20 protein-coding genes are annotated in these 19,402 nt (G+C 69.5%); 17 read left to right on the top strand and 3 right to left on the bottom strand.

What is annotated here, in order from left to right; genetic code table 11:
* Window positions 1-12 precede the first annotated feature (12 nt).
* The 7 genes from AB4880_RS12855 to AB4880_RS12825 are packed head-to-tail and all read left to right on the top strand — an operon-like array spanning window position 13 to window position 4,906.
* Complete coding sequence (locus AB4880_RS12855; RefSeq protein ID WP_179729346.1) at window positions 13-348, top strand: monooxygenase system ferredoxin subunit; 336 nt, start codon at window positions 13-15, stop codon at window positions 346-348.
* 50 nt (window positions 349-398) lie between these two features.
* Entirely contained in the window at window positions 399-656 is a 258-nt protein-coding gene (locus AB4880_RS12850) for a tautomerase family protein (protein WP_367919606.1), read from the top strand.
* A 38-nt stretch (window positions 657-694) separates the two neighbouring features.
* The gene (gene pxpA, locus AB4880_RS12845; protein ID WP_367919605.1) at window positions 695-1,426 is read left to right on the top strand and encodes a 5-oxoprolinase subunit PxpA; all 732 of its coding nucleotides are present in this window, start codon (window positions 695-697) and stop codon (window positions 1,424-1,426) included.
* Between the two features lie 11 nt (window positions 1,427-1,437).
* Entirely contained in the window at window positions 1,438-1,680 is a 243-nt protein-coding gene (locus AB4880_RS12840; RefSeq protein WP_367919604.1) for an acetyl-CoA carboxylase, read from the top strand.
* 5 nt (window positions 1,681-1,685) lie between these two features.
* Window positions 1,686-3,059, top strand: a complete 1,374-nt coding sequence (locus AB4880_RS12835; protein WP_367919603.1) for an acetyl-CoA carboxylase biotin carboxylase subunit — start codon at window positions 1,686-1,688, stop codon at window positions 3,057-3,059.
* Window positions 3,052-3,933: a 5-oxoprolinase subunit B family protein gene (locus AB4880_RS12830; protein WP_367919602.1), complete on the top strand. Its 882-nt coding sequence runs from the start codon at window positions 3,052-3,054 to the stop codon at window positions 3,931-3,933. The genes AB4880_RS12835 and AB4880_RS12830 overlap by 8 nt, the downstream gene beginning before the upstream one ends.
* On the top strand, window positions 3,923-4,906 hold the full coding sequence (locus tag AB4880_RS12825) for a 5-oxoprolinase subunit C family protein (protein ID WP_367919601.1): 984 nt from the start codon (window positions 3,923-3,925) through the stop codon (window positions 4,904-4,906). The genes AB4880_RS12830 and AB4880_RS12825 overlap by 11 nt, the downstream gene beginning before the upstream one ends.
* Window positions 4,907-4,971: 65 nt before the next feature.
* On the opposite strand, the gene AB4880_RS12820 is transcribed toward AB4880_RS12825, so the two are convergent.
* Complete coding sequence (locus AB4880_RS12820) at window positions 4,972-5,961, bottom strand: 5-oxoprolinase subunit C family protein (RefSeq protein ID WP_367919600.1); 990 nt, start codon at window positions 5,959-5,961, stop codon at window positions 4,972-4,974.
* Window positions 5,958-6,923: a 5-oxoprolinase subunit B family protein gene (locus AB4880_RS12815; RefSeq protein ID WP_367919599.1), complete on the bottom strand. Its 966-nt coding sequence runs from the start codon at window positions 6,921-6,923 to the stop codon at window positions 5,958-5,960. The genes AB4880_RS12820 and AB4880_RS12815 overlap by 4 nt, the downstream gene beginning before the upstream one ends.
* 92 nt (window positions 6,924-7,015) lie before the next feature.
* Between AB4880_RS12815 and AB4880_RS12810 the strand changes: the two genes are divergently transcribed.
* A complete protein-coding gene (locus AB4880_RS12810) occupies window positions 7,016-8,149 on the top strand; it encodes a PucR family transcriptional regulator (RefSeq protein WP_367919598.1) in 1,134 nt (377 codons plus the stop codon).
* Here AB4880_RS12810 and AB4880_RS12805 read toward each other — a convergent pair.
* Entirely contained in the window at window positions 8,140-8,565 is a 426-nt protein-coding gene (locus AB4880_RS12805; RefSeq protein WP_367919597.1) for an SRPBCC family protein, read from the bottom strand. The two genes, AB4880_RS12810 and AB4880_RS12805, sit on opposite strands and share 10 nt — an antisense overlap.
* A 153-nt stretch (window positions 8,566-8,718) precedes the next feature.
* On the opposite strand from AB4880_RS12805, the gene AB4880_RS12800 reads away from it, so the two are divergent.
* The 9 genes from AB4880_RS12800 to AB4880_RS12760 all read left to right on the top strand — a co-directional run bounded on the left by AB4880_RS12800 (window position 8,719) and on the right by AB4880_RS12760 (window position 19,301).
* The gene (locus AB4880_RS12800; RefSeq protein WP_367919596.1) at window positions 8,719-10,035 is read left to right on the top strand and encodes a purine-cytosine permease family protein; all 1,317 of its coding nucleotides are present in this window, start codon (window positions 8,719-8,721) and stop codon (window positions 10,033-10,035) included.
* Window positions 10,032-11,495, top strand: coding sequence for an NAD-dependent succinate-semialdehyde dehydrogenase (locus AB4880_RS12795; RefSeq protein WP_367919595.1), 1,464 nt, complete (start codon window positions 10,032-10,034; stop codon window positions 11,493-11,495). Before AB4880_RS12800 ends, AB4880_RS12795 begins: the two co-directional genes overlap by 4 nt.
* Before the next feature lie 13 nt (window positions 11,496-11,508).
* A complete protein-coding gene (locus AB4880_RS12790; RefSeq protein ID WP_179729359.1) occupies window positions 11,509-11,772 on the top strand; it encodes a WhiB family transcriptional regulator in 264 nt (87 codons plus the stop codon).
* Window positions 11,773-11,781: 9 nt separating this feature from the next.
* Entirely contained in the window at window positions 11,782-12,921 is a 1,140-nt protein-coding gene (locus tag AB4880_RS12785) for a DUF2306 domain-containing protein (RefSeq protein WP_367919594.1), read from the top strand.
* A 1,214-nt stretch (window positions 12,922-14,135) separates the two neighbouring features.
* Window positions 14,136-15,557 (top strand): ABC transporter substrate-binding protein, encoded by a 1,422-nt coding sequence (locus AB4880_RS12780; RefSeq protein WP_367919593.1) that lies wholly within the window; start codon window positions 14,136-14,138, stop codon window positions 15,555-15,557.
* Complete coding sequence (locus AB4880_RS12775) at window positions 15,554-16,606, top strand: ABC transporter permease (protein WP_367919592.1); 1,053 nt, start codon at window positions 15,554-15,556, stop codon at window positions 16,604-16,606. The genes AB4880_RS12780 and AB4880_RS12775 overlap by 4 nt, the downstream gene beginning before the upstream one ends.
* Entirely contained in the window at window positions 16,593-17,483 is an 891-nt protein-coding gene (locus AB4880_RS12770; protein ID WP_367919591.1) for an ABC transporter permease, read from the top strand. The genes AB4880_RS12775 and AB4880_RS12770 overlap by 14 nt, the downstream gene beginning before the upstream one ends.
* Window positions 17,480-18,523 (top strand): ABC transporter ATP-binding protein, encoded by a 1,044-nt coding sequence (locus AB4880_RS12765; protein ID WP_367919590.1) that lies wholly within the window; start codon window positions 17,480-17,482, stop codon window positions 18,521-18,523. The genes AB4880_RS12770 and AB4880_RS12765 overlap by 4 nt, the downstream gene beginning before the upstream one ends.
* Window positions 18,516-19,301 (top strand): ABC transporter ATP-binding protein, encoded by a 786-nt coding sequence (locus tag AB4880_RS12760; protein ID WP_367919589.1) that lies wholly within the window; start codon window positions 18,516-18,518, stop codon window positions 19,299-19,301. The genes AB4880_RS12765 and AB4880_RS12760 overlap by 8 nt, the downstream gene beginning before the upstream one ends.
* Window positions 19,302-19,402 lie beyond the last annotated feature (101 nt).

The raw sequence follows: 19,402 nt of genomic DNA, 5'->3' as shown, positions 1-19,402 counted from the left end.
GAGACAAGACCGATGGCATTCCAGCTCGTGACCACCCTGGACGACCTGTGGGAAGGCGACATGGAGTCCTTCGAGGTCGGCGACAAGGAGATCCTCGTCGCCCACCTCGACGGCGGTGAGGTGGTCGCCACGCAGGCGATCTGCCCGCACCAGCAGATCGAGCTCGTCGAGGGCGAGCTCGACGGCGCAGAGCTCACCTGCAAGGCCCACCTGTGGCAGTTCGACCTGCGCACCTGCAAGGGCATCAACCCCGGCCACACCGAGATCGCCCGCTACCCGGTCCGCGTCGAGGGCGACGACGTGTACGTCGACCCCGATGGCGACACCCCGCGCATCGCCCACTCCTGAACCGACCCGCCGACCGCCGTTCACCGACCACTGAAGTAGGAGAAGGACACGTGCCGTTCATCCGCATCGACATGTTCCCCGGCCGCACCCTCGAGCAGAAGCGCGAGCTGGCCGAGGTGCTGACCCGTGAGGTCAGCCGGATCGCCAAGTGCAAGCCCGAGACCATCAACTTCATCTTCACCGACGTCTCCCGCGAGGACTGGGGCCGCAACGGCTACCTGTTCTGCGACGAGTACGAGTACGAGAACGACCCCGAGGACGCGCCCGCGGACAGCTCCTCCGAGGACACCTCCGCGCCGGGCAGCTGAGCCGGCCACCGACCCACCACCACGCAAGGAGAACAACCATGGTCAGCCTCAACTCCGACATGGGCGAAGCCTTCGGCATCCACTCGTTCGGCCACGACGACGCGCTGGTCAAGCTCATCGACACCGCGAACGTCGCGTGCGGCTTCCACGCCGGCGACCCCACGGGCATCCGGGAGACCGTCCAGAAGGCCGCCGCCGCTGGCATCACGGTCGGCGCCCACCCCGGCCTGCCGGACCTGGTCGGCTTCGGCCGGCGCGAGATGAAGCTCCAGCGCGACGAGACCGCCGACATCGTCCGCTACCAGGTCGGTTCGCTGGTCGGCTTCCTCGACGCCGAGGGGCTCCCGCTCGACCACATCAAGCCGCACGGCGCGCTGTATGGCATGGCGGCCCGCGACGAGGAGATCATGGACGCCATCTGTGATGTCGCGGTTCAGTACGAGGTCCCGGTGTTCGGCATGGCCGGCACCGCCCACGAGCGCGTCGCCGACAAGCGCGGCGTCCCCTTCGTCGCCGAGTTCTACGTCGACCTCGGCTACCGCGCCGACGGCAGCCTGATCATCGCCCGCCGTCCGCGGGCCACACCTGTCGAGGAGGCCCGCGCCCGCGCGCTCAAGGCGCTGACCGAGGGACTCGCGACCGCGGACACCGGCGAGGACTTCCCGATGCGGGTCGACTCCGTCTGCGTCCACTCCGACACCCCCAACGCGGTCGAGGTCACCGAGGCCGTCCGGGCTGTCATCGACTCCCACACCCCGTCTGCGATCTGAGAGGAACCAGCATGAGCGAGCACGCCGTGACATCGCCCCTCCCCGGTGTCTTCTACCGCTGTCCGTCCCCCGGCGAGCCGCCGTTCGTCGAGGACGGCGGAACGGTCGACCAGGGCCAGGTGATCGGACTCGTCGAGATCATGAAGCAGTTCACCGAGATCCGCTCCGAGGCCGCGGGCGTCCTCAGCTTCGAGATCGACGACCTCGGCATGGTCGAGCCCGGCGCCACCATCGCCGTGGTGAAGGAAGGGTGAGCGCGATGCGCAAGGTCCTCATCGCCAACCGCGGCGAGATCGCGGTCCGCATCGCCCGGGCCGCCCGCGAGCTCGGCATCGCGACCGTGGCCGTCTACAGCGAGGCGGACAAGAACGCCGTCCACCGCAAGGTCGCCGACGAGGCGATCCACATCGGCCCGGCACCGGCCGGAGCCAGCTACCTCAGCGTCCCGGCGCTCCTGGAGGCCATCAAGGAGTCGGGTGCCGACGGCGTCCACCCCGGCTACGGGTTCCTCAGCGAGAACGCCGACTTCGCCGAGGCGGTGGCCGCGGCGGGCGTCACCTGGATCGGCCCCGACGCCGCCGCGATCCGCCAGATGGGTGACAAGGTCGCGGCGCGAGCCAGCGCCCAGGCGGCCGGTGTTCCCACCGTGCCCGGCTCCGACGGCGAAGTCCACGACCTCACCGAAGCCCTGGCGGTGGCCGAAGTCATCGGGTACCCGCTCGCCATCAAGGCCGGAGCCGGCGGTGGTGGTCGCGGCATCCGGGTCGTTCAGGAGGAGTCGGAGCTCGCCGGTGCCATCTCGACCGCGCAGGCCGAGGCCCGAGCGGCCTTCGGCAGTGGCGCGGTCTACATCGAGCGCTTCGTCCCTCGAGCCCGGCACATCGAGGTCCAGGTCTTCGGTGACGGCGAGCGTGCGGTACACCTCGGTGTGCGGGACTGCTCGATGCAGCGCCGCCGTCAGAAGGTCGTCGAGGAGGCCGGCGACATCGACGTGCCGGCGGAGGTCCTCGCCGAGATGACCGGCGCCTCTGTGCGGCTGGCGCAGTCGGTCGCCTACACCGGCGCCGGCACGGTGGAGTACCTGTACGACGAGGAGCGCGCCGAGTTCTACTTCATCGAGATGAACACGCGCATCCAGGTCGAGCACCCCGTCACCGAGATGGTCTACGGCCGCGACCTCGTGGCCGAGCAGCTCAAGGTCGCCTCCGGCATGCCGCTGTCCTTCACCCAGGAGGAGCTGGTGCCCCGTGGGCACGCGATCGAGGTGCGGATCAACGCCGAGAACGCCGCGAACGGCTTCATGCCGAGCCCGGGGCGGATCACCCGGTTCGACGTACCCGCGGGTCCGTTCGTGCGGGTCGACAGCGGGTTCGTCGCGAACTCGGTCGTCAGTCCCTACTACGACTCGATGATCGGCAAGGTCATCGTGTGGGCCGAGGACCGCGACCGTGCGATCGCACGTCTCGACCGCGCGCTGCGCGAGCTGACGGTGGAGGGCGTGGTCACCACCGCACCGTTCGTGAAGGCGATCATCGACACCGACGAGTTCCGCAAGAGCAACTACCACACCACCTGGCTCGAGGGCTGGATGGCGGAGCAGGAGCGGCTCGGACACGGAGTCTGCGATGGGTGAGAGCCGCTACTCCTGGGGGGCCGACGAGCACCTCGTCGTCCAGATCGACGAGGAGATGAGCCTCGCGGCCAACTTCAAGGCGATGGCCATCAGCTCGGCCCTCGCTGCCCAGGGCCTCGACGGGATCTGGGACATCTGTCCGGCCAACGCCTCCCTGCTCATCCGGTTCGACCCCGACCGACTCGAGCCCGAGCTGCTCGAGCGCACGGTCCGGGACATCGAGGCGTCCGTCGGTCAGGAGGAGTCGCCGTCGATCAAGACCCGGCTGATCGAGATCCCGGTCTGGTACGACGACCCGTTCACCCGCGAGGTCGGCGCGAAGTTCCGCGACCGTCACCAGCGACCGGAGGGCACCGACCTCGAGTACGCCATGGCCGAGCTCGGCCTGGCGAGCGTCGAGGAGTTCGTCGAGCGGCACTCGGGCTCGCCGTGGATCGTCTCGATGGTCGGGTTCGTGGCGGGCCTGCCGTTCATGTTCCAGATGGTGCCGCAGGAACGACAGATCGAGCTGCCCAAGTACCTGCGGCCGCGGACCGAGACCCCGCGCCTCACCGTCGGTCATGGTGGCTGCTTCGCCTGCATCTACTCGGTCAAGGGTGCCGGCGGGTACCAGATGTTCGGGCTCACCCCGCTGCCGATCTACGACCCCGCGCAGGGGCACGAGGTGTTCGCCGAGTCGATGGTGCTGTTCCGGCCCGGAGACATCGTGAAGTTCCGTCCGGTGCGCGAGGGGGAGTACCGCGAGCTGGAGGCCGCGGTCGACCGGGGGGAGAGCGTCTACCGGATCGTCGACGTCGAGTTCGAGCTGCAGTCCTTCCTCGCCGACCCCGACGCCTACAACGCCGACCTGTTGGGAGCCCTCGATGTTCGTTGAGGTTGTTGAACCCGGCCTGGCCACCACGGTCCAGGACCTCGGCCGTACCGGTGCCTACAACGTCGGCATCCCGCCGTCGGGTGCGCTCGACCAGCGTTCCGCACGGATCGCCAACCTGCTGGTGGGCAACCCGGAGACGGCGGCGTTGCTCGAGGCGCCGTACCTCGCCCCCAAGCTGTCCTTCGACGGCCCTGCCGTGGTGGCCGTCACCGGCGCGAGCGCTCAGGTCCTGGTTAACGGCGAGGAGCGCCCCAGCTGGTCGGCCGTGCGGGTCGGGGCGGGCGACGTGCTCTCGCTCGGCTTCGTGACCGCCGGAGCCCGTGTCTACATCGCGGTCGCCGGTGGGATCGACGTGCCGGCCGTGCTCGGCTCCCGCTCGACCTACGTCCTGGGTGGACTGGGAGGTCACGACGGCCGGGCCCTCGTCGCCGGCGACCGGCTTCCCGTCGGCGAGGCTGGCGGGGTGCCGGTGGAGGACCAGCCGCTCCGCACCCTGCCCGAGCGGTACTTCCCGACGTGGAGCCGGGAGGTCGACCTGCGGGTGGTGCTCGGGCTCTACGACTACCGGCTCTCGGAGCACTCGCGTGACCTCCTCGTCGAGTCCGACTGGAAGCTCACCCCGGTCGCCGACCGGACGGGTTTTCGCTACCAGGGACCGCAGCTCGACTTCATCGAGCGGGAGCAGCCGTTCGGGGCCGGCTCGGATCCCTCGAACATCGTCGACGCCGGGTACCCGATCGGGTCGATCCAGGTCCCGAGCGGATCGGAGCCGATCGTGCTGCACCGCGACGCTGTCTCGGGCGGCGGCTACGCCCAGGTCGGCACGGTGGTCAGCGTCGATCTCGACCTGGTCGGCCAGTGTGCTCCGGGCACGGTCACTCGGCTGGTACCGGTCACCCTCGACGATGCCCTGAAGGCGCGGGCGCAAGCGCGCGAGAACCTCGACGAGGTGCGCGCGGTCCTTGCCGGCTGAGTCGGCGCAGGTCCACCTGAAGCGGCCCGATCGGAAACCTCCGGTCGGGCCGCTTCGGCTCTCGCTCAGCCCTTGCCGGTCATGCGCGCGGGGTCGATGGAGAAGTCCACGCGGCCGTTGAGCGCCCTGGCCTCGTCGTAGGTCACCTCGCGGAACCGGAGGCGGTCGCGCCCGGGGCGGACCTGGCCGACCTTCCACAGGCCACAGCGCGGCACGGTCGCCACGACCGCGAAGCCCCCTGACGTGTTGCTGTCGGCCCCGAGAATCGTGAGGACGTCGCCGTTGGCGAGCACGCCGCCCGCGGGATAGCTGGTGTCGAGCAGGTTCGACGGATGGCCTCCCCACACGCCCGCGTCGCTGCGCGTCCAGGTGAAGCGGTGGGGGTGCAGACGGGTCCCGATGCGGTCGGAGTTCAGGTCGACGCGCCAGGTCGTGCCGGTGAGCGTCTCCCAGTCCTCGGCCGTCAGGAAGTCGGGCTGGCCGTGCGGGCCCTGGATGACCTCGACCTCCCAGTCGGTGGTGAACCGGGGCCGCATGGACTCGGGGAGACGGCGCCGCGCGACCTTGGGGCCGCCGTGGCAGCGGAGCAGGTCGCCGCGGCCGAGAGCACGCCCCTCCACTCCGCCGATGCCCGAGACCAACGACGTCGCAGCCGACCCCAGCACCTCGGGGACGTCGATGCCGCCTGCGACCGCGACGTACACGCGAAACCCCGGCCCGTTCGTGTTCACGGTGGTCAACACGTCTCCGGCCCTCACGTCGAGGGTCTCCCACATCGGCGCCTCGGTGTCGTTGTGGAGCAGGCGCACGCCGTCGGGCCCCGTCACCGCGACCTGGGTGTCGTGCAGCAGGGCGATACTGAGGTCGATCATCGGAACCTCGAGCCCGGGTGCGCCGGGCTTGTTGCCCACCAGCGCGTTCGCGGCCCGGAAGGAGACGTGGTCCATCGGTCCGGAGGCCGCGTGGCCAAAGGCGCGCAGGCCGAGTCGTCCCGGCCACGCCTGCACCGTGGTCTGCAGCCCGGGGTCGATGATCTCGACGGTCTCGGCGCTCACGGGATCTCCACTCCCTCTGCGGCCTCGTGACGGTGCCGCGCCACCACCTCAGCCGCGTCGTGGGTGCGCTCGACCTCGTCGAGGTAGTCGGCGACCACGAACTCCTCCTCCACGATCTGCCACGGGTACGAGCCCTCGAAGGCGCGCAGACGCAGGCTACGCAGGTCGCTCTCCGAGACGCGTCGGAACCGGACCCGGTCGCACGGCCGGAAGACCTGGAGCTCGGTGACGTCGACGTCACCGGTGACCGGTCGCCAGATGGGGAGGGTACGTCCGAACAGCTCGTAGGCGCCCGGCGACTCCATCGGGTAGATGACGACCGCAGAGCCGCCGATGCCGACGGCACCCTCGGGCGTCCACATCCGGGTGGGGTTGTACTTCGGCGCCGACAGCTGGGCCAGGGGGTCGAGCGCGAGCAAGGACGGAAGGCCCGGGAAGTAGCCGATGGACGCGGTCCACCACATCGTGCTCAGGAACCTGTCGAAGAACGCCTCTCGGTCCGCGAATCCGTTGTACTGCACGATGTAGTCGACGTTGTCGCGGTCGCGGACGTTCGGTGCGTCCATGCGGGTCGTGATCCGGTAGCGGTTGACGGCGTCGCGGGTTGCCTCGTCGTCGAAGGCGATGGGCAGCTCGAGGACCCTGCTCCGCAACACCAGGGAGGTCAGGTCCGCGGCGGCTGCCTCGCGAGCGGTGAGGTCGTCCATCAGCCGCTCACGGTCGATGGCGTCGGGGTCGAACGTCACCATCACCGAACGGAGCCCGGCCGACGTCTCGAGGACTCCGGGGACCGGGTGCTCGCTCAGCTCCTGGAGGAGGGCGTGCACCCGGAAGTTGAGCGACAGCACCTCCTCGGTGATGTCGTACTCGACGAGGACCTGGTCGTCCCCCGCCTGACGGATCCACATGGTGGGACGCCCGGGACGGTCCTCGAGAGTCCGGAGGATCGACGTGCTCGCCATGGGGTGCTCCTCGGATCGAGGTGGGTGCGATGTGACGCTGGCTCTGGAATGCTCGGACCCGGTCGACCCCATGTGGAGAGGATGCCGCATCCATGCCAGCTGACGTCGAGGCCGTCGCCCATGCGCACCGCGAGCTCGTTCGCGTCGCGGTCGCGAGCCACGGAACCAGGGGTATCGCCGAGCGGGTGGTGTCCTCGGTCGGCGGCTGGGTGCTGCTGCTCGACGAGCACGGGGGACTGCGTTCGTCGGTCCCCGCGACGGCCCGTGCCCACCTGCCGCGCATCCAGACCGAGCTGACCCGGTTCACGGCGGCGAACCAGCTCTCGGCGCTCACCGTGTCCATGCCGGGCGAGTCCGTCGCCATCCGCCCTGTCGTCACCGCCGGGCGGGCGCGTGGCTTCCTCGCCATCGGCCGCGCCGAGCCGCTCGATCCGATCGAGAGGTCGCTGGTCGACACGGCGACCTACCTGATGGCCGAGGACCTGCGCCGCACCGACGAGTCTCGACAAGCGGTGCGCAACGACCGTCGCGCCGTGCTCCAGCTGATGCTCGACGGCGACATCGTGCGCGCCCGCCGGACCGCAGCCACCTTGCGGGTCCCGGTTCCCGATGGGCCGATGCGGGTCGCGCTGCTCGGCGTCCCGCGCAACCACGGCGCCGAGCTCCTCGAGACGGCGGAGGAGGACCAAGCCTTGCGCCGCATCGTGACCCTCAGTGCCGAGCTCCGTCCCGGACGAGTCGCCATCCTGCTCCCGGAGGCCGAGGGCGACACCCGCACACTGGAGGCGATCCTGCGTCGTGTCCCGCACGGCCGGGGGGCGGTGAGCGACTCGACCGACCCCACTGAGCTTCCCGCCGCGTGGGCCCGGGTCCGCTCGGTGTTCCGTGCCGCCCTCGACGACCCCGGCCGGCTGTACGAGGCCCGCGACGTCACCGACGCCGGCCTGCTGCGGCACCTGGACGGTCCGGACGCCCGCGCGTGGGCCGAGGCGACCCTCGCCGGGCTGCGCGCGCTCGACAAGGGCTCGAAGGTCGACTTCGTCCAGACCCTGCGGACCTTCCTGGCCAACAACGGGCGTGCCGACGCCTCGGCGAGTGCACTCGACATCCACCGCCACACGCTGCGCTACCGCATGTCGCAGCTGGCGACCGCCCTCGAGCGCGACCTCGACGACCCGACCGTCCGGGCAGAGCTGTGGATCGCCCTGCAGCTCGTTCACGAGTGAGCGGTCGCGGCCTGCCTCCTCGAGCCACGGTCGAGGAAGCCGCCCAGCCCGGCGACCGCCTCTGAGATCGCGGCGTCGAAGGCCGGCGCCAGCTCGGCCGGCTCGATCTCGGTGCTGTAGACGACGATCGTCCGGTCGGCGTCGAGGTCGATGACGTCGACCGTGCCCAGGTGCGACGTGACCGGCAGATCGCCGCCGACGGCGCGGTACTGCAGTCGGCGCCGAGTGTCGTCCAGGGTGACGATGTCCTCCTCGAGGGTGCTGCCGTCGCCGAGCACGACCGCGCGGTGCCGGTCGTCGCCGGTGGAGGAGGACATGGCCGGGAACCAGGAGGCGATGCGAGAGACGTCGCGGATCACCTCCCAGACCTCGGCGGCGGGGACGTTCAGGACGGCGTGCGATCGAAGCGTGGTCATGGTCCAAGGCTGGTCGAGCGTGGTGCCGTCGTGAGTGCGCGGCTTGGACAGGTCCGTCCGCCATTTTGTACGAACGGGCGCACTGTGGCCCAGGCCACATCGCCGCCACCCTCCTCGGAGGCACACCGCACGTCCCGAGAAGAGGTACCCGTCATGCCGCCCCTCGACATCCACGACATCGAGAAGTCCGCCCACGAGACCCAGGTAGGGCGATGGTCGCTCACCATGGCCTGGTGGGCGCTGTTCAGCGCCATGTTCTGGCTCTACGTCGCCACCGCATCGACCGCGGCGTACGGCGCACGAAGCACCCTCGTGGGGATGGTGCTCGCGATCGTGACCTTCGGCCTGATCAACCGCGTCCTCGCGGCCTACGCCCTGCGCACCCGCAGCACGGTCGAACGGATCTCGCAGGCCCTGTTCGGCGGTGTCGGATCGACGCTCGCGGCGCTGCTGATCGGCATCACGGCGCTCTACTACGGCGTCTTCGAGGGCTCGGTGATCGCGGCGACCCTGCAGACCTGGTTCGGAGGCGACATCAAGCTCTGGTACTTCGTCTGCGTGGCCTACGCCCTGCCACTGGCCTTCGGCGGCGTGCGGAACTGGCTCGACCGGCTCAACGGCTTCCTGCTGCCCTTCTACTGCATCGGACTGGTCGCTCTCGTCGTGGCGAGCTCGATCGACCGCGGCTACCCCAGCGGGTGGCTCAGCGTCACCGCTCCTGACTCGGTCGTTCCGGGCTGGGTCGGCTCGTACCTGATCTACATGGGCATCTGGGTGATGATGCTGTTCACGATGGACTTCGCCGCGCTCGGCAAGGCGGAGGACACCCGGTTCCACCAGCGGGTCACCTTCGGACCGTTCTTCTACCTGTGCACCTTCGGGATCAACGGCCTGGTCGGGATGTACGTCGTCCACGCCTACGGTGTCGAGGGCACGGAGACCGGCGTCGTTCAGGGTGTCACGGGCTCGCTCGGCCTGGCGGGGGTCCTGCTGATCGTCATCTCGCAGACCCGGATCAACACCGCCAACTACTTCCTCGCCTCGAACAACCTCGAGGTCGTCCTGGAGAAGGTCGCCGGCATCCGCCTGCCCCACATCGCCTGGGTCCTCATCTGCGGTGCGCTTGCCTACCTGTTCATGCTGACCGACGTGCTGAGCTACCTGCTCGAGGCGCTCGCCTACCAGGGCGTGCTGATCATGGCCTGGACCGGAGTGGTCCTGGTCCACGTCCTGCTGCGCGGCGCCGGAGACGACGCAGCGAGCCTTGCTCGGCGCCAGCCGTCGGCGGGCCTGTTCGTCATCTGGGTCGGATCCGCAGCGGTCGGCATCGCGCTCCTCGAGCAGGGGAGCAGCGCCCTGCTCGCGACACTCTCGCCCGCGGTCACCGTTGCGCTCGCCGTTCTCGGCGCCGTGCTCGTGAGCCAGCGCTCGCCGAGGTCCGCCGCCGAGCCTGCCGCGGTGGGCTCGTGACCGCGGGCACACGGGCTGACGACCTGCTGGCCAGGATCCCCACCGGGGTCCTGGTCGGCGGGGAGTGGCGCGATGCTGCCGCCGGCGCTCGCATCGGCGTCGAGGACCCGGCCACCGGGAAGGTGCTCGTCGAGGTCGCCGACGGGGACGCCGCCGACATGGTGGCCGCGCTGGACGCGGCTGCCGTGGCTCAGCCGGCCTGGGCCGCGACCTCGCCCCGCTCGCGGGCCGAGATCCTGCGGCGCGCCTTCGACGAGGTGATCCGACGCGCCGACGAGATCGCGTGGCTGATCTCGTCCGAGATGGGCAAGCCGTTGACGGAGTCGGCAGGTGAGGTCCGCTACGGCGCCGAGTTCCTGCGCTGGTTCTCCGAGGAGGCACCCAGGATCTCGGGGACCTGGCGCCGCTCGCCCGAGGGAACCTCCCGCCTGCTCACCATGAAGGCGCCCGTCGGTCCGACCCTGATGATCACGCCCTGGAACTTCCCCCTGGCGATGGCCACGCGCAAGGTCGCCCCTGCCGTCGCCGCCGGTTGCACCATGGTGCTCAAGCCATCGGAGCTGACCCCGCTGACCTCGTTGCTGTTCGCCGACCTGATGCAGGACGCCGGGCTTCCTCCGGGCGTGCTGAACGTCGTCACGACCTCCCGCGCCGGCGACGCGACGATGCCGCTGCTGCGCGACCCGCGCCTGCGCAAGATCACCTTCACCGGATCCACCGCGGTCGGCAAGGTGCTGTTGTCGGCCGCGAGCGAGCAGGTGCTGCGCACGTCGATGGAGCTCGGCGGCAACGCGCCCCTGCTCGTGTTCGAGGACGCCGACCTCGACACCGCGGTCCAGGGAGCGCTGGACGCGAAGATGCGCAACGTCGGTCAGGCCTGCACCGCCGCGAACCGGATGCTGGTCCACGAGTCCGTCGCCGACGAGTTCTCCCGCCGACTCAGCGCCGCCATGGCGAGCCTGGTCGTCGGGCCGGGCACCGCAGCCGGCGTCCAGGTCGGTCCGCTCATCGACGCCCGTGCCGTCGCGAAGGCCGAACGACTGCTGGACCACGCGGTCTCGGACGGCGGCGAGGTGCTCACCGGCGGCCACGCACTCCCCGGCGACGGGCACTTCTTCGAGCCCACGGTCGTGCGTGCGCCTGGCGACGCGGGGTTCGCACAGGAGGAGATCTTCGGCCCGATCGCGCCCGTCGGCACCTTCGCCGACACCGACCAAGCGATCCGGCTCGCCAACTCCTCGCCGTACGGGCTGGCGTCGTATGTGTTCTCACGCGACCTGTCCCGCGTCCTCGACGTCGTGGAACGACTCGAGTTCGGCATGGTGGGCGTCAACCAGGGGGTGATCTCGAACGCGGCCGCTCCGTTCGGTGGCGTCAAGCAGTCCGGTCTTGGCCGCGAGGGCGGCGTGGAGGGGATCGAGGAGTACCTCGACACCAAGTACGTCGGCATCGCTCCGTAGGGGGACGTCAACCATGGACGACTGGACGTCACGCGCCCGGTGCCGGTTCGAGGACCCCGATCTCTTCTTCCCGACGGGTACGAGCGAGTCGGCCCGGACACAGCTAGAGGAGGCTCGCCGGATCTGCCAGCAATGCGCCGTCCGCAGGCCCTGTCTCGACCTCGCGCTCGCCACCGAGTCGCAGGACGGCATGTGGGGCGGTACCACTCCGAACGAGCGACGGCGCCTGCGACGTGGGATGAGACGCCAGCCGGTCGTGCTCGTCGGATCCCGCTAGGTTGCGGCCGTGCTGCGTCGGATCGTCCTCGCGATGCTGGCGCTCGTGCTCCTCGCCTACGTCCCGCTCGCAGCGACGTCGATGTGGTTCACGATCCTGCCGGGCTTCCCGCGCCTCCAGGAGCAGCTGGACGCCCGGTTGGGAGGTCACGCCTATGCCTGGGGCTCCGGCTCGGTCGCGGCTGTGCGGACGGCTGCCTACGTCGACCACCGGGTGGCGCTCCTTGCGCACACGATGCTCGGTGCGGTGGCGCTGTGCCTGCTGCTCGTGCAGGCAGTCGTGCTCGTGCGTGCGCGTCGCGGTGCTCTCGACCTGGCGGGTGCGCTGCATCGTCGGGTCGGACGGGCCTACGCCGGTGCGGTGGTCCTGAGCATGGTGGCTTCCTTCGTGTTCCTGGCCCGCGCCCCGCATGTCGACCTGCCTGGGCAGGCCGCCTTCCGGCTGCAGCTCTGGCTCCTCGGAGCAAGCACGATCGGCACCCTCGCCGCAGGGGCCGCCGCGGCACGCCGAGGTGACCGCGACGCCCACCGCGCTTGGATGGTGCTCAACGCTTGCTTCCTCGCGACGGCGCCGATCCTGCGGTCGATGTGGTCGACGCTCGGCGCACTGGTTCCTGAGCACACGATGCTCACCAACCTCGAGGTGAGCGCCGTCTCGCTGGCCGTCGTCGCCCCCGCGGCTGGCGCCACCGCGCACGCCTGGGAGGTCCGGCGAGGCTCGCACCGTTCGGCCGGTCGGCGGCAGCTGGCATTCCTCGCCGCCGCCGGAGTCGTGGGGGAGGTGCTCGTGCTCGCGCGCTTCCGCGCCGCGTCCGGCGAGGCAACGCCGGCGTCGTACCCGTGGTTCCACGTCGTACCGATGGTGATCTTCGCCCTGCTTGTCGCGTGTCGCGCACGGAATGGGCCGATTGCCGCGGGGCTGGCCGCCGCGCCGTGGGCGGTCCTCGTCACGTCCGCCGCCCTCGCGCCCTCCTTCGGCGTGAGCGAGAGCCTGCGGGCGGGGCTGCTGTGCGGACCTGGGGCGCCACTGGTCGCGTCGCTGGCCTTCGCACTCAGGTCGTCGACGACCAGCCGCCGGGCCCTGGACCGAGGCCCGACGAGCCGCGACACCACCGGGCCGCCATTTCGTGTCCCTCGAGCGGCGCATTAGCGCCTCCTCACGCCGTCCGGATCGCGGCATGGTCGGGCACCTACTCGGGACGTAAAGCTCGACCCGGCCATGTCTCGCTCCAGAAGTCCGTGTCGCACCATCGAGTCCAATGACTTCTCGTTCGCCGAGCTACGCCGGCTAGCCATTTCTCTTTCTCTGCCGCAAGTCGAAGCACCCGCTGAGCGTCCTCCGGAGCGATGTGATCGAAACGGGGCGCGTCGAATAGGTCGCTGAGCTCCATCCACTGCGTGTAGACCGCACCGCCGCGGGGCAGCCATGTCACATCGTCCAAGACCGCGCCAGCCGCCCCATTGCCGTCTCGTACGCCTGCCAGGAGCCATCTGACATCGCGACCTACGACCGTTGTTGTGAATCCGAAGTCGCCAGCCCGATCTAATGGGCAGCCGGGTGGCCACTGCCCGTGCCCATTGAGGAACATGAAAGCCCGGCCCAAATACGGCCCAAGGTCCAGGCAGTATTCCACTCTCACGACGCATCACGACCCCTCGCGCCCCAGCCCGTGATCAGCATGAGACACACCTCTGACCTGCTACCTTGGCCACATCAAGGTGTCGGCCGTGGGCGCGCCGGGTCGGCATGGGACGCCCCTTCTGATCCCTACGGATCAGAAGGTTTGGGGTTCGAATCCCTACAGGCGCGCACGACACGGAAGCTCAGGTCAGCCCGCTGACCTGAGCTTCCGTCGTATGCGGGGTAGGTCACCTCTTCCCCCGCGTTGGCCCGTCGAGCCACCACCTCCGCGACGCCAGGGGACAGCCGGTTCCTGAGATCGGTCTCCGCTGGCGGCGGAGCCACGCCTGACACCCCAGCCGCGGACAAGTCGACGCCGATTGACCCGCTGGTCGGGATCAGGGTCTCGCACCGTGGCTCGACGTCGCGGAGCACTTGGAAGAGTGCGCCACCCTGCAATTGCTTCAGCCTCGTGCGTACCCGGCTCTCCGGTGCGGATCCTTGTTGACAGTGACGCCCGCCACTGCTCTACTACTCATAGTATCTGTTGATGAGGAGATAAGGTGAAGTCCTGCACAGCTATCGCCCGAGCTGTCCGCGTGCACGCCGGACTCCGGGGCTCCGCACTCGTCGCCACTGCAACGCTGTCACTTCTCGTATCGGCATGTTCGGGGGGAGCAGGGGCGGATGGAACCAAGGACGCGGACGTCACCGGCGCTCTGCCGGCCGACATCCCGTCTTCGGTGACCATCGGGGTGACCGCGGAGCTGACGACCATCGATCCGCTGCGCGTCGTCCAAGAAGTCGACGTGATGGCGCTGGCCATGATCTCCGGCACGCTGCTGCGGCAATCGGGCGGCAAGCCCAGCCCCGGCCTCGCTGAGCGGTGTGAAGCGAGTCCGTCGGGTGTGCAGGTCCGATGCCAGCTTCGGGACGGTCTGAAGTTCTCCGATGGCAGCCCGCTGGACGCGAACGACGTCGTGGCGACCTTCCAGCGCGCAATGAACGATCCGGCGAACGTCAACGGTGGATTGGTCGCGCCCCTGCGGGCCGTCGAGGCCGCGAATCCGCGTGAAGTGACGTTCAGTTTGAAGCGTCGTACGCCGAGCTTCATGCTCGCCCTGACCGAAGGTGCACTCGGCGTCTTCCCGGCCGACCGCCTCGACAAGCCAGGCTTCTTCACGACGCCCGTGAGCTCGGGACCGTACGCCCTGACGAAGAACCGCGGCGGTGAGATGACCTTCGTGCGGAATGCGAACTACCCCACGGAGCTCCAGCCGGTGGTTCGGACGGTCAAGTTCGACGCCGTCGTCGACACCAGCACCCGGCTGTCGCAGCTCAACACCGGCCAGCTCGACCTCGCCTACGCCTTGCCGGCCAACCTTGCCGCCCAGGTCAAGTCGCCCGGCAAGGCCTACGCCACGCAGCAGTACGGCGGGATCTACCTCTACGTGAACAACAGCAGTGGTCCGCTGGGAGATCCTCGCGTCCGGAAGGCCATGTCGGCGGCGATCGACCGCGACGAGATCAACAAGATCGCCTTCCTCGGGAAGAACAAGCCGCTGGGCGGCTTCCTCCCCTCGGTCATGGAGGGTCACGACGGTGAGGCGTCCGTCGCGCGGAACCTGGATGCGGCCAAGGAGCTCCTGCAGGGCACCGCGTGTGAGAACGGCTGCAAGCTGACGGCCATGCAGCGAGCGGGATATGCCCCGTACGACGCCATCACGACCGTGATCCAGAAGAACCTCGCGGATATCGGCATCGATGTCGCGATCAACACCGTCGACCAGGCGACGGCCAACACCAATGAGCAGAACGGCAACTTCCAGGTGGAGGTCGGCAACCTCTACGACGTGGTGAACAGCCCCGAGCTCGTGATGCTCAACTATGGGCTGAGCAGCGCGGGCGGGATTCGTGCGCTCTTCTCCGACTATCGCTCGGACAAGATGGACGAGCTCGTCAGGCAGGTCGCCGCCGAGGACGATCCGCAGAAGCGCGCCGAGATCCTCGACGAGATCAATCGCCTGTTCGCCGAGGAGCTGCCGTTCATCCCGCTCGTCGACCACGCCACCGTCTGGGGCAGCCGCGTCTCGCCGCGGCTGGTGGCTTTCACGGCGAGCGGCACCTTCCAGGTCGGAACCGAGACGAAGGGGCCCGGGGAGTGACCGCGAGCGTGACCTCGTCGGGGTCGTCGGCGAGCCCGCCGCTCGAGCCTGCTGCCGATGCGGGATCGGGTGCCGATCAGCGGAGAGGCCGCGCCCGGCGCATGATGGTGACCGGCTTCAACCGAACGGTGGAGTCGCTGATCGTCACGTTCATCGTCGTGACCCTCAGCTTCGTCCTGGTCCACCTCGTCCCGGGCGACCCTGCCCGCACCATTCTCGGCGTCCGCGCGTCGCCCGAGAAGGTCGAGGCGCTTCGCGCGGCCCTTGGTCTGGATCAACCGCTCTGGCGCCAGTACGTCGACTTCCTCAAGGATGTCGCCACGGGCAACTTCGGCATGTCCGTCTCCCGCCCGGGCACGAGCGTCGCCGAGCTGCTCCTCCCGCCGCTCGGCGTGACGATGTCGGTCGTTGCCGTGACCATCGTGCTGTCGGTCGTCGGCGGCTCGATCAGCGGGTTGACTGCAGCGCTGACGCGCTCCGGCGGCGTGAGTGCCGTGCTCGAGTTCCTCTCGACGGCAGCACTGGCCGCCCCTCCCTTCCTTCTCGGCCTCGTGATGCTCACCCTCGTCGCAGTCCAGGCGGGCATCGCGCCGGCCGGCGGGTGGGGCGACGCCTGGCCAGGGCATCTGGAGTACCTGTGGCTTCCCTCCCTGGCGCTGACGGCCTATCTAGGGGCACTCGTACACCGCTCGGTCTGCACGAGCGCTCGCGACGTCATGCGCCAGGACTTCGTCGAGGCCGCGCTGCTGCGCGGGTACCGGCCCATGCACGTTGCTGTTCGGCACGTGCTGCCGAACAGCCTGCTGCCTGCCATCTCCGTGGTCGGACTCAACATCGGAACGCTCGTCGGCGGCGCTGCCGTCATCGAGGCGGTCTTCGACCTGCCGGGCATCGGAACACAGATGGTCAACGCAGTGTCGCAACGTGACTACCCGACCATTCAAGGCGCTGCCGTCATCACAGCGCTCCTCGTCATCGCCGGCAACCTGATTGCCGACATGTTGTACGCCGTCGTCGACCCACGGGCAGGAGACCATGGCCGTCGTTGAAGTGAATCCCACCAGCACCGCCCGCGCCATCGGCTCTCGGCGTCGCCGGGCATCCCGTACCTTCGCCATCGGCGCCGGCCTGCTCTTGGTGATCACCCTCGCGTGCTTCCTCTGGCCGCCGCTGTCGGGGGTCTCCACCACGGACTTCGTCGGCACCCCGCTCCAAGCGCCCTCGGTGCAGCACCCGTTCGGCACCGACAACTTCGGCCGTGACGTCTTCGTCCGCACCATGGCCGGCGGCCGACTGGACCTGGTGGTCGCGGCCCTGGGGGTGACGGTCCCCCTCATCTTCGGGACCTTCCTGGGGGTGGTCTCAGGGCTGGCCGCCGGCACCGTCCTGGATCGCGTCATCATGCGCATCGTCGACGCGATCCTGGCCTTCCCGTTCGCCATCTTGATCCTCGCGCTCAGCGTCGTGATCGGTCCCGACTGGAACCTGTGGGTACTTCCCGCCGGCGCGCCGGCGATCCTCGTCGCTCTGTTCGTGACGAGCTGGAGCGTCTACGCCCGCATCGCCAGGGGCGAGACGCTGTCCATCCGCCAGCGAGACTTCGTCGTGGCCGCCCAGGTCACCGGTCTCAGCCGATGGACGGTCGTTCGACGCCACCTGCTGCCCAATGTCCTCCCGGCCACGTTCACCTACGCGCTGTCAGACGTGGTCCTGGTCATCGGCGTCATCGCGTCGCTGCCCTTCCTCGGCGCCGGTGTGCAACCGCCGACGCCCGAGTGGGGAAGCATCATCTACGACGGCCGATCGCTGCTCGGCCAGGCGCCCTGGGTGTCGCTCTGCCCGGGACTGGTCGTGGTCGCGACCGGGATCGCCGTACGCCTGATGGGCCAGGGCTCGCGCATCCTCAGCGGAGGCGAAGACGCATGACCAGCCACCTGATGGAAAGCGAGAACTCCCGCATGGCGCAGGCGGAAGGGAAGTCTGAGAGAGGCCGGCTTCTCGAGGTGAAGGACCTGAACGTCACGGCAGGGCCGCTCGAGTTGGTGACGTCCGTCGACTTCCAGCTTCGTCGCGGCGAGCGCCTCGGTCTCGTCGGCGAGACCGGATCGGGGAAGTCGCTGACGTGCCGAGCGGTGATGGGCGCCCTCGAGCGCAAGGGCCTCAGCGCGACCGGTTCGGTGACATTCGACGGCGTCGACATGGCCCGGATGGCGCCGGCAGCCAAGCGCAAGCTCCTCGGACGCGAGATCGGCTTCGTCCCGCAGAGCTCGTTGAACTCCCTCAATCCCGTGATGCGGGTCGGTCGGCAGCTCGCCGAGGCGGTCGAGCATCTCGGTTGTCCCAGGCGGGACGTCGATGCCCGGGTTCGCGAGCTGCTCGCTGCGGTCGAGCTTCGCGACGTGGAACGAGTGTTGCGGGCATACCCGCATCAGCTCTCCGGCGGTATGCGTCAGCGCGTCATGATCGCGCTGGGTATCGCCGGCCGGCCTCAGCTGTTGGTCGCCGACGAGCCTACGACCGCTCTTGACGTGACCGTCCAGCGTCGACTGCTGACACTGCTGGTCGAGCTGTGCGACGCCGAGGGCATGGCGCTGCTTCTGGTGACCCACGACCTGGGGGTCGTCCAAGAGGTCTGCGACAGCGTTCTGGTGATGTACGCCGGCCAGGCCATGGAGTCCGGGCCGGTCAAGGAGGTCTTCGCGCGACCTTCGCATCCCTACACGAGGGCCTTGCTCGCGGCGCGGCCGAGCTCCGCTTCTGCCGCGGGCGCAGGGGCGCGACTCCTGGGGCTTCCGGGGCGCCCCCCGGCGCCCGGCACATGGGACGTCGGCTGCCGTTTCGCGCCGCGGTGCGAGCTGCGAGTCGACGCCTGCACGGCCGGCAGCATCGATCTTCGCGCCGAGGACGACGGGCATCTGCTCCGGTGCGTACACGCCAGCGGAGAAGGGAGGAGCCGTCATGCCTGATGGCAGCTCTGCACGCGCCCCGGTGCTGGAGGTCCGCGGGCTGCGGGCCGGCTACGGCACGGCCCCGGACACGATTCGGGACGTGTCACTGTCGATCGAGCCTGGCCAGATCGTCGGGCTGGTGGGCGAGTCGGGATGTGGGAAGTCGACGCTGGCCAAGGTCGTGCTGGGACTGCTCCGCCCCCGCGAGGGAGACGTCCTGGTCGACGGTCGTCGGTGGGGCGACCGGTCGTCCCGCGACCCCCTGCGCAGTTGCGTCCAGATGGTCTTCCAGGACCCCTACGCCTCCCTCAACCCGAAGCTCACCGCGGCAGAGACCGTTGCTGACTCGTTCCGGCGGTGGAAGGGATCGTCACGGCGCGACGCGCTCGATGAGGCCCGCCGCCTGCTGGACCGCGTCGGCCTGCCCCGGACTGCTATCGATGCCCGCGCCGAGCGTCTGAGCGGTGGGCAGTGCCAGCGGGTCGGCGTCGCCAGGGCGCTTGCGTGCGAGCCGCGACTCCTCGTCGCGGATGAGCCGACGTCCAGCCTCGACGTGTCGGTCCAAGCCCAGATCCTCAACCTGCTCCTCGAGCTTCAAGAGGGGATGGGGATGTCGATGCTCCTGATCAGCCACGACCTGTCGGTGATCCGCTACATGACCTCGGAGGCGATGGTGATGAGCGGCGGGGCGGTCGTGGAACATGGCAGCACGGCAGCCATGTTGCGGCAGCCTCGGCACCCGTACACCCGAACGCTCGTCGAGAGCATCCCGGGCCAGGTCGCCGACTGGGCATAGGGACGGCGACCGACGGCCGGGCCGGCCACGCCGAGGGTCCGCGCGCGAGCCCGGTCAGATAGGATCTGTTGATCATCACACCTGCGGGCCCTCGGGGACCC

The organism is Nocardioides ginsengisoli (assembly GCF_039537225.1).
Taxonomy (GTDB): Bacteria; Actinomycetota; Actinomycetes; order Propionibacteriales; family Nocardioidaceae; genus Nocardioides; species Nocardioides ginsengisoli.
The sequence above is the reverse complement of the archived record's forward strand: the minus strand, read 5'-3'. Positions and strand labels throughout refer to the sequence as shown.

Excerpts from the sequence above, each read along its gene's own strand:
- AB4880_RS12855 (WP_179729346.1), top strand. The coding sequence starts at position 13 with ATGGCATTCCAGCTCGTGACCACCCTGGACGACCTGTGGGAAGGCGAC.
- pxpA (WP_367919605.1), top strand. The coding sequence starts at position 695 with ATGGTCAGCCTCAACTCCGACATGGGCGAAGCCTTCGGCATCCACTCG.
- AB4880_RS12840 (WP_367919604.1), top strand. The coding sequence starts at position 1,438 with ATGAGCGAGCACGCCGTGACATCGCCCCTCCCCGGTGTCTTCTACCGC.
- AB4880_RS12835 (WP_367919603.1), top strand. The coding sequence starts at position 1,686 with ATGCGCAAGGTCCTCATCGCCAACCGCGGCGAGATCGCGGTCCGCATC.
- AB4880_RS12830 (WP_367919602.1), top strand. The coding sequence starts at position 3,052 with ATGGGTGAGAGCCGCTACTCCTGGGGGGCCGACGAGCACCTCGTCGTC.
- AB4880_RS12825 (WP_367919601.1), top strand. The coding sequence starts at position 3,923 with ATGTTCGTTGAGGTTGTTGAACCCGGCCTGGCCACCACGGTCCAGGAC.
- AB4880_RS12815 (WP_367919599.1), bottom strand. The coding sequence starts at position 6,923 with ATGGCGAGCACGTCGATCCTCCGGACTCTCGAGGACCGTCCCGGGCGT.
- AB4880_RS12810 (WP_367919598.1), top strand. The coding sequence starts at position 7,016 with ATGCCAGCTGACGTCGAGGCCGTCGCCCATGCGCACCGCGAGCTCGTT.
- AB4880_RS12805 (WP_367919597.1), bottom strand. The coding sequence starts at position 8,565 with ATGACCACGCTTCGATCGCACGCCGTCCTGAACGTCCCCGCCGCCGAG.
- AB4880_RS12800 (WP_367919596.1), top strand. The coding sequence starts at position 8,719 with ATGCCGCCCCTCGACATCCACGACATCGAGAAGTCCGCCCACGAGACC.
- AB4880_RS12790 (WP_179729359.1), top strand. The coding sequence starts at position 11,509 with ATGGACGACTGGACGTCACGCGCCCGGTGCCGGTTCGAGGACCCCGAT.
- AB4880_RS12770 (WP_367919591.1), top strand. The coding sequence starts at position 16,593 with ATGGCCGTCGTTGAAGTGAATCCCACCAGCACCGCCCGCGCCATCGGC.
- AB4880_RS12765 (WP_367919590.1), top strand. The coding sequence starts at position 17,480 with ATGACCAGCCACCTGATGGAAAGCGAGAACTCCCGCATGGCGCAGGCG.
- AB4880_RS12760 (WP_367919589.1), top strand. The coding sequence starts at position 18,516 with ATGCCTGATGGCAGCTCTGCACGCGCCCCGGTGCTGGAGGTCCGCGGG.